An 8,924-nucleotide genomic window follows, 5' to 3' on the forward strand; every position below is an offset into this window, starting at 1 on the left:
TAAGGCCGTGCGCTGGTATCGGCGGCGGCAGAGCGGCCTGGGGCTGGTTCTGCCTGCTCCTTATCCGGGCTGAGGGTGCGCGCACCGGGCGAAGAGGTTGTGCTGCACGCGCTGAGCACCGGCCCGGCCACCAGCAAAATGAGAGAGAGTAGCGTTTTCACGGCTGGGGGGCTTTTTATATGTGCCGCCGATCTGGCGGCGGGTGAGAAGATACGCAATTTGTCCCCCAGGCTGCCAAAACTGCTGCTTACTGCTGGCCTTGCCCGTCGCCGCCCGACTTCTGGTCGTCGTTGCGGATGCTCTTCTTGGGGCGGCCGGCACCGCTGTCCATTTTGCCAAACTGATAGTTGAAGCTCACGCGTACGCCACGGTTGTAGTTGTAGTTGACGCTGCGGGAGCTGAAGCGGGCCGCGTCCAGCTCGTTGCGGAAGCGGATGGCGCGGTTGAAGGGGTTGTCCAGCCCAATACTCAGGCTGCCTTTCTTCTTGAACAGCTCCTTTTTAGCCGCCAGGCTGTAATACTGATACGCCGAGGAGCGGCCCTGCAACTGCACCCGTGGCGAGTTGAGAAACCCCGAAAACTGCGCGCTGTAGCCTTTGCTAAACTGCCAGGAGGAAGAGAGGTTGGCGTTGTACATCAGGCCGCTATTGCTGATATTCAGGCTCGGGCTTTTGAGGATCACGTAGTAAGTGTTTACGTTGCCGTTCAGGGTCCATTTCTCGGTCAGCTTCGTCGAGCCGAACACGCTTGCCCCGTAGGTGGCGTTGCGGGCCACGTTCTGGAAGGTGCTGTACAGCACCTGCGCCTCCGCATCGTCGGTGTCGATCAGGGTGCTGAGCGGGACCAGGCGCGACACGCTCTCGATGGCATTGTTGGTGCGGCGGGAGTAGAGCGAGAAGTTCAGGTTACTCTTTTTGATGAAGGTGCTGTAGCCCAGCTCGTAGGAATCAGTCAGCTCGGCATCCAGATTGGGATTGCCGGAGGAGAACACACGCGGGTCGCTGGTGTTCAGGTAAGGGTTCAGAAAGTAGATGTTGGGGCGCTGCACGCGGCGGGTGTAGCTGAGCTTGAGCTTCTGACTCTTGTCTTTGCCGAAGTCGCGGGAAGCGACCAGGCTCGGAATGAAGTTGGTGTAGCGCTGGCTGATTTCGGTATCATTGGAGAAGAAGTCGCCGCCTATGCGAGTGTGCTCCAGGCGGCTGCCGAGCTTGAAGCTGTACACTTTGCGCAGGCTGAAGGCGTAGGTAGCATAGCCCGAATACACGTCCTGGTCGTAGCGAAACTGGTTGGTGCGGTCGGGGAGGGGCACGAAATCTGCCGCGCTGTTGCGCTGCCCGTCGAAGTCGGCCTCAATCTGGTAGTTGGTATTTACCTGGCGCAGAATGCTTTTGGCCCCCAGCTCCAGGGTGCTGGTGCTGTCCAGGGGCTGCACAAGGTCGGCCTGAAAGGTGGCCTCGCGGTTGCGGCTGTCGTTGAAGCTCTGCTCGCGGTAATCCGGGCCAGTCAGCTCGGGGCGGAACTGGTCGAGGTCGTACTCGTTCTGGCCCTTGTTCACGCTGTACAGGGCAAGGGCGCTGAACTCCTGGCGGGGCCGGGCCAGGGTTTTGGTGTAGCCGAAGTTCAGGTCGAGGTTGCGGTTCTGGTTGTTGATTTCAATATCCCGGCTGTAAATGTCTGGGCCAGCGCCGGTGATGTACTCCGAGCGGAGCGTACGCGGGGAACTGAAGCGAAACAGGTTGCCGCGGGCACTGAGGTTGAAAGCGTCCTTGGGCGTGAGGTCATAGTCGGCCCCCACCTGACCGTAGATGCCCCCACCGAGGGTACGATTCGTGCTGAGCTGCGTCAGCGTGGCTATCGTCGTGGTGCCCTCAAAGTCGCGCCGGAAAGTTTCTCCCCGACCGCGGTTATAAAAGCCAAAGGAGCCCAGATTGGCATTCACGCCCACTTTGCCTTTGCGCGCGTTCAGGCTGGTGTTCAGGTTGCTGGAGCGCGTGCCGGCCGACACGTTCACTGAGCCATTCACGCCGGCCAGGTCGTTTTTTTTCAGAATAATATTGATAATGCCCCCCGTGCCCTCTGCATCATACTTAGCCGAGGGCGAGGTAATAACCTCCACGGTCTTGATCTGGTCGGCCGGAATCTGGCGCAGCGCATCGGCTACCGACGAGGCCACGATGGTGCTGGGCTTATTGTTGATGAGCACGCGCACGTTCGAGGAGCCGCGCAGCTCCACGTTGCCATCGAGGTCGACGGCTAGCAGCGGCACTTTCTTGAGCACGTCGGCCGCCGTGCCGCCGCTGTTGGTGATGTCCTTGTCGGCGTTGTACACGATGCGGTCCACCTTGTTTTCTACCAGGTCCCGCTCGCCCGTCACCTTCACCTCGCCCAGCTGCTGCGTGGTAGCCGTGAGCGAAATGCCCCCCAGATTCAGGCTGGTATCGGTGAGGCGCACGGTATCGAGCACCTTAGTCTGGTAGCCCACAAAGCTGATGCTGACTTTGTAGGTGCCGGGGGGCAATTTGCTGAACGCGAAGCGGCCTTTCTCGTCGCAGATGCCCCCATCCACAGCTTTGTCGGTGGCCTGGTCGAGCAGGGCGACGGTGGCGTACTCCACTGGCTGGCCAGTTTTGGCGTCGGTCACGGTGCCGCTGAGGCTGGCGCTGCCACGCGGGGCAGCCGGGGGCGTGACCAGGGCCGGCCTTGGGGTAGGAGTCGGAACCGTTTGGGCAAACGTATGAGAGAACAGGCCGAGTCCGGCCAGCAACAACGGTAATGCGTGTTTCATAAAGGAAAGGTAGAAGCGGCAAAAGGCGCTTTTTTTATTGTTTCGGCTAATGGAGGCCAAAGCGGACCAAAACCCGGAAATTCCGGGCAGTTAGTATAAAGTACTTCCAGGATATAAGGTAAAAAGCACTACAGCGCAGCTTGAAAGGAGCGTAAGGGAGCAAAAAAAGCCCCCTGGCCGCTATGTACACCTATCTAATTTGCCGTACAGACAAGTATTCAAGTGCGAAGTTGCTTGTTGATTTCAGGGGCGGGCTAAAATTTATAGAATAAGCGCCTGAAGCTCAAAAAGGCCCCCAGCAAGCTCAGCGTTTGGTAACGCGAACACGCAGTAGCTTAATGCCGGATATGTATCTTCGCCCGACCTCCCGCTCGGCCATCGCCTGTTCATGTACCGCTACTTTTCTGCCCTCCGCGCCGAGTACACGCCCTTGCTGCTATTTGCGGGTCGTTGGCTGCTGATCTGCGCCGTGGTGGGCGGGCTGGCGGGCACGGCCTCGGCGGGCTTTCTGGTGGCGCTGGATTATGTCACGAACTGGCGCGAAGCCCACCGCTGGATTATTGCTCTGTTGCCGCTGGGGGGCTTTTTGGTGGGGCTTCTTTACTATTATTTTGGGCGGAGCGTGGAGGGCGGCAACAACCTGCTGCTCGACGAGATTCATTCGCCCCAGGCCACTCTGCCCCTGCGTATGGTGCCACTGGTGCTGCTGGGCACGCTGCTCACGCACCTGTTTGGCGGCTCGGCGGGCCGCGAGGGCACGGCCGTGCAAATGGGCGGCGCTCTGGCCGACCAGCTCCGCGGTCCTTTCCGCCTGCGCCCCCGCGACCGTACCTTGCTGCTCATTACGGGCGTCAGTGCCGGCTTCGCGTCGGTGTTTGGAACCCCGCTGGCGGGTGCCGTTTTTGGGTTAGAGGTATTTCTGATCGGCCGCCTGCGCTACGATGCCATTCTGCCCAGCTTTCTGGGGGCCATTTTCGCTGATTATGTTACGCGTCTCTGGGGCGTGGGGCACACCGCCTACCCACTGCTGGCGGTTCCCGCGCTTTCGCCGCTCGGACTGCTCAGCGCTGCGGGTGCAGGCATCGTCTTTGGGCTGGCGGCCCGAAGCTTTAGTGGCCTTACGCACGTACTGGGGAGCTTTTTTAAGAGAATGATTGCCTGGCCGCCCCTGCGGCCCGTAGCGGGCGGGGTGCTGGTGGCGCTGGCCGTGTGGGCCCTGGGCACCACGCGCTACATCGGCCTGGGTGTCCCCGTGATTGAGGAGGCGCTTCGAGTCCCCGTGCCGGGCTACGATTTTTTAGTGAAGCTCCTGCTCACGGCTCTCACCCTGGGGGCCAGCTTCAAGGGCGGCGAAGTCACGCCCCTGTTCTTCATCGGCGCGACGCTGGGCAATGCCCTGGCGCCGGGGTTGGCCCTTCCGCTGCCTTTGCTGGCCGGCATGGGTTTCGTGGCCGTATTTGCCGGCGCAGCCAACACGCCCCTGGCGTGTACGCTCATGGCTATGGAGCTGTTCGGCCACGAGTGCGGCCTGTACGCGGGGTTAGCCTGCGTGGTCAGCTACCTGTTTTCGGGGCACGGGGGCATTTATGGGGGGCAGGTTATCGGGCAGACCAAGCACGGCCTCTGGGCACGGCAGCAGGGCAAGCGCCTCCGCGATTTGTAAGCCTCACCTCCTGGCTGCGCGACTTACTAAAACGCCAGCAGCTGCCTGACCTGATCTTGCAGCAGCTCCTTATAAAGCGGATTCGTCAGCTCACCATCCTCGCTCAAAAACTTGTCGATGGCGGGCAAACGCACACGGGCAGGCAGCACGGCCGTGCCCAGATACATCAGAATATCGGTGAGGTGGCTTAAAGCCAGAATGCCGCCCTGCACCCCGGTCGAGAGGCCGACCAGCGCAGCCTTCTTGCCCCGGATGCCGCCAGGGTAGGGCAGCCCGTCGATAAACGCCTTGAGCACCCCCGGAAAGGAGCCGTTGTATTCGGGCACCACAAACACCAGCTTATCGGCCGTATTGGCCAGCTCACAGAGCTGATTGAAGCCGTCGTGGCGGCCGGCGTTAGTGTACAGGGCGACGGCGGTGAAATCGGGGGGTAAATTGGCCAGGTCCAGGAGTTGGTAGGCGACACCCTGCTCGTGCAGCAGCTCCCCGTATAAGGTGGCTACCCGCCGGGTGCGGGCACTCGGACGGTTGGTTCCGATAATAATTGTAATCATGGAGCAAAAAGGCGGAAACAGCGGACGGTTCAGAGCAAAAAAGAGGGCGAAACGGAAGTCGTTTCGCCCTCTGGCAGTATAACAGTGAAAAGCTACGCGAGGTTGTTGGAAGTCGCTTTGGCATTGATAAACTCGCGGTTCATCAGCGCAATGTTTTCGAGTGAAATGCCCACTGGACACTCCGCCGCACACTGCCCGATGTTGGTGCAGGCTCCGAAGCCCTCCTTATCCATCTGCGCTACCATGTTCTCGACGCGGGTTTTACGCTCCACTTGGCCCTGCGGCAACAGGGCCAGCTGCGAAATCTTGGCCGATACGAACAGCATGGCCGACGCATTTTTGCAGGCCGCCACGCAGGCCCCGCACGAGATGCAGGTAGCCGCCTCAAATGCCTGGTCCGCGATGTTCTTCGGAATCGGAATCTCGTTACCGTCGGGTACGCCGCCCGTGTTTACGCTCACGTAGCCGCCCGCCTGAATGATACGGTCGAAAGCCGAGCGGTCCACGCTCAGGTCACGATTCACGGGGAAAGCGTTGGCGCGCCAAGGCTCAATGGTAATCGTGTCGCCGTCGCTGAACTTGCGCATGTGGAGCTGGCACGTAGTAGTGCCCTTCTCCGGGCCGTGCGCCCGGCCATTAATAAACAGGTCGCAGGAGCCGCAGATGCCTTCACGGCAGTCGTGGTCGAAGGCCACTGGTTCATCGCCCTTGTGGAGTAAATCCTCGTTGAGCACGTCCAGCATCTCCAGAAAGGACATTTCGGGCGAAATGTCTTTCACCTGATACTCTACAATCTTGCCCTCGCTGTTGCGGTTGCGCTGCCGCCACACCTTGAGCGTGAGATTCATCGGTTTGGCATTGGGGTTATTACCGGCCATTTTATATATGGAACTGAGAGTTGAGAGGTGAGAATTGAGATGAAGAACGAAGCTGAAAGATATCTGACAAATGTCTCCCTTCTGGCTTCTTATCTCTCACATCTGGTCTTACTTATAGCTGCGCTGGGTGAGCTTGACGTTCTCGAATTGCAGCTCTTCCTTGTGTAGGGTTTCGGGCTGATTATCGCCCATCCACTCCCAGGCGGCCACGTAGGCGAAGTTCTCGTCGTCGCGCAGGGCCTCGTTTTCGGGCGTCTGGTATTCCTCCCGGAAATGCCCCCCGCAGCTTTCTTCGCGGTTCAGCGCATCGTCCACCATCAGCTCGCCCAGCTCTAGGAAGTCGGCCACGCGGCCCGCGATTTCCAGCATCTGGTTCAGCTCCTCGTTGGTGCCAGTCAGCTTCAGATCCGACCAGAACTCGCGGCGCAGCTTCTGAATTTCCTGCTTGGCAAATTGCAGACCCTCGGCGTTGCGGCTCATGCCGCAGTGGTCCCACATGATGTGGCCCAGAGCCTTATGGAATTCGTTCGGCGTGCGGGTGCCGTTGATGCTGAGCAGCTTCTGGGTCCGCTCGTGTACGGCGGCGGCGGCTTCCTGGAAGGCCGCGTGCTGGGTCGTGACCGGCACCGGGGCTTCCTTAGCCAGGTAATCACCGATGGTGTAGGGAATCACGAAGTAGCCGTCGGCCAGCCCCTGCATGAGCGCCGATGCGCCTAGGCGGTTGGCCCCGTGGTCGGAGAAGTTGCACTCCCCGGTCGCGTACAAGCCGGGAACCGAAGTCATCAGGTTGTAATCGACCCACAGGCCGCCCATCGTGTAGTGCACGGCCGGGTAGATGCGCATGGGCAGCTCGTAGGGGTTTTCGGCGGTAATCTTCTCGTACATGGCGAACAGGTTGCCGTACTTTTGGCTCACCTTGTCCACGCCTTCGCGCTGAATGGCGTCGGCAAAGTCGAGGTACACGGCCAGGCCCGTCGAGCCCACGCCGCGCCCTTCGTCGCATGCCTGCTTGGCGTTGCGCGAAGCCACGTCGCGGGGCACCAGGTTGCCGAAGGATGGGTACTTGCGCTCCAGGAAGTAGTCGCGCTCCTCCTCAGGAATGTCGGCCACCCGGATTTGCCCCCCACGCAGGCGCTCGGCCATTTCCTTGGTCTTAGGCACCCACACGCGCCCGTCGTTGCGCAGCGACTCCGACATCAGCGTCAGCTTCGACTGGTAGTCGCCGGAAACGGGAATACAGGTGGGGTGAATCTGAGTGAAGCAGGGGTTGGCGAAGTACGCGCCCTTCTTGTGGGCCCGCCAGGGGGCCGTTACGTTGCAGTACTTGGCGTTGGTGCTCAGGTAGAATACGTTGCCGTAGCCGCCCGTGGCCAGCACCACGGCGTGGGCCGCGTGCGTTTCAATCTCGCCCGTAATCAGGTTGCGGGTCACAATGCCGCGGGCCTTGCCTTCCACCATCACCAGGTCCAGCATCTCGGAGCGGGTATACATCTTCACTTTGCCGTAGGCAATCTGCCGGCTCAGGGCCGAATAAGCCCCCAATAGCAGCTGCTGCCCGGTCTGGCCCCGCGCGTAGAAGGTCCGGCTTACCTGCGCGCCCCCGAAGGAGCGGTTGGCCAGCAGCCCGCCGTATTCGCGGGCAAAGGGCACGCCCTGAGCTACGCACTGGTCAATGATATTGACGGACACCTGCGCCAGCCGGTACACGTTGGCCTCGCGGGAGCGGTAGTCGCCCCCCTTGATGGTATCGTAGAACAGGCGGAACACGGAGTCGCCGTCGTTCTGGTAATTCTTGGCGGCATTAATGCCCCCCTGCGCCGCAATGGAGTGCGCGCGCCGGGGCGAGTCGTGGTACGTGAACGCCTTCACGTTGTAGCCCAACTCGGCCAGTGACGCCGCGGCCGACGCCCCGGCCAGTCCCGTTCCCACGATAATCACGTCGTACTTCCGCTTGTTGGCGGGGTTCACAAGCTTCACGTTGAACTTGTGCTGCTCCCACTTCTCAGTGAGAGGCCCTTCGGGAATTTTGGAATCCAGATTCATCGTAATACGAGGTTAGGACTATTTAAAAAAGTAGAAGTAGAGTGGCATCGAGGCAAAGCCGGCACACACGACGATGGCGAAAACATAACCGATGACGCGGATAATTGGCGTGTACTTGCGGTGATTTAACCCTAAAGTCTGGAAGCCGCTACGAAAGCCATGAATGAGGTGATAGCACAAAGCTGCCTGCGCCGCTACGTATAGCAGCACGTACCACCACTGCTTGAAGGAGGTATAAACCAGCGTGTACAGGTCGTCATTGTTGTTAATATCCGGGTCAAGATCGCCGAACCGAGCACGGTAGAAGAAATTATACATGTGCACCAGCAGGAAAATCAGAATAAGGGTGCCGAGCAGCGCCATGCTACGCGAATACCACGGGCTGTTTTCCGACGGGCGGCTATCCACGTAGCCCACGGCGCGGGCGGCGCGGTTGCGCACGGCCAGCGTGTACGACTCATAAATATGAAAGCCAAAACCAAGCAGCAGCACCCACTCCAAGGTTCTGATCACGGGGTTAGTGCCCATGAAATGAGAATAGATATTAAAGGCTGCTCCGCCGTCATCTTTAAACAACTGGAGGTTGCCCACTAGGTGAACTACTAGGAAAGTGCAGAGAAAAAGGCCGGTGATGGCCACGATAACCTTGCGGCCGATGCTGCTAGTAAACGTCTTCGTAATCCAACTCATAGGAGTTATTGGTGATTTTGGAAAGGTCGGTTGTATGTGACCAAAGGTAAGGGCCGACCAAGTACGAAACAATCGACATCCGCCGTTTAGGAAAGACGTGAATCAATCTGGCAGCAGGGCCGTTAGAGCCTCGTAGCGAATATGTAACACCCCGCGCGCGTTGTTTGTTAGGTTATCAATGCATTTTTGCTGACCTTCTCTGCTTGAAAAAATTGACTTTAACTGCTCTTTAATATGAAGCTTCCGCTACCCCGCCGCGTTGGTTGGTTTTTGCTGGTGCTGGTGCTGAGCGTGCTGGCTTCTCTAGGGCT

At 59.5% G+C, this 8,924-nt stretch carries 6 protein-coding genes; 1 reads left to right on the top strand and 5 read right to left on the bottom strand.

Annotated features, from left to right (window positions below):
- Nucleotides 1-247 precede the first annotated feature (247 nt).
- Nucleotides 248-2,785, bottom strand: a complete 2,538-nt coding sequence (locus B9A24_RS07930; RefSeq protein ID WP_143434830.1) for a TonB-dependent receptor — start codon at nt 2,783-2,785, stop codon at nt 248-250.
- 388 nt (nt 2,786-3,173) lie between these two features.
- Here B9A24_RS07930 and B9A24_RS07935 point away from each other — a divergent pair, with 388 nt between their 5' ends.
- Nucleotides 3,174-4,448, top strand: a complete 1,275-nt coding sequence (locus B9A24_RS07935; RefSeq protein WP_084444646.1) for a voltage-gated chloride channel family protein — start codon at nt 3,174-3,176, stop codon at nt 4,446-4,448.
- 26 nt (nt 4,449-4,474) lie between these two features.
- On the opposite strand, the gene B9A24_RS07940 is transcribed toward B9A24_RS07935, so the two are convergent.
- The 4 genes from B9A24_RS07940 to B9A24_RS07955 all read right to left on the bottom strand — a co-directional run bounded on the left by B9A24_RS07940 (nt 4,475) and on the right by B9A24_RS07955 (nt 8,613).
- Entirely contained in the window at nt 4,475-5,002 is a 528-nt protein-coding gene (locus B9A24_RS07940) for an NADPH-dependent FMN reductase (RefSeq protein ID WP_084444647.1), read from the bottom strand.
- Nucleotides 5,003-5,094: 92 nt separating this feature from the next.
- Nucleotides 5,095-5,850 (bottom strand): succinate dehydrogenase/fumarate reductase iron-sulfur subunit, encoded by a 756-nt coding sequence (locus B9A24_RS07945; protein WP_084444650.1) that lies wholly within the window; start codon nt 5,848-5,850, stop codon nt 5,095-5,097.
- A 138-nt stretch (nt 5,851-5,988) separates the two neighbouring features.
- Nucleotides 5,989-7,923 (bottom strand): fumarate reductase/succinate dehydrogenase flavoprotein subunit, encoded by a 1,935-nt coding sequence (locus B9A24_RS07950; protein ID WP_084444648.1) that lies wholly within the window; start codon nt 7,921-7,923, stop codon nt 5,989-5,991.
- A gap of 18 nt (nt 7,924-7,941) precedes the next feature.
- Entirely contained in the window at nt 7,942-8,613 is a 672-nt protein-coding gene (locus tag B9A24_RS07955) for a succinate dehydrogenase cytochrome b subunit (RefSeq protein ID WP_084444649.1), read from the bottom strand.
- Nucleotides 8,614-8,924 lie beyond the last annotated feature (311 nt).

The organism is Hymenobacter roseosalivarius DSM 11622, assembly GCF_900176135.1.
GTDB classification, from domain to species: domain Bacteria; phylum Bacteroidota; class Bacteroidia; order Cytophagales; family Hymenobacteraceae; genus Hymenobacter; species Hymenobacter roseosalivarius.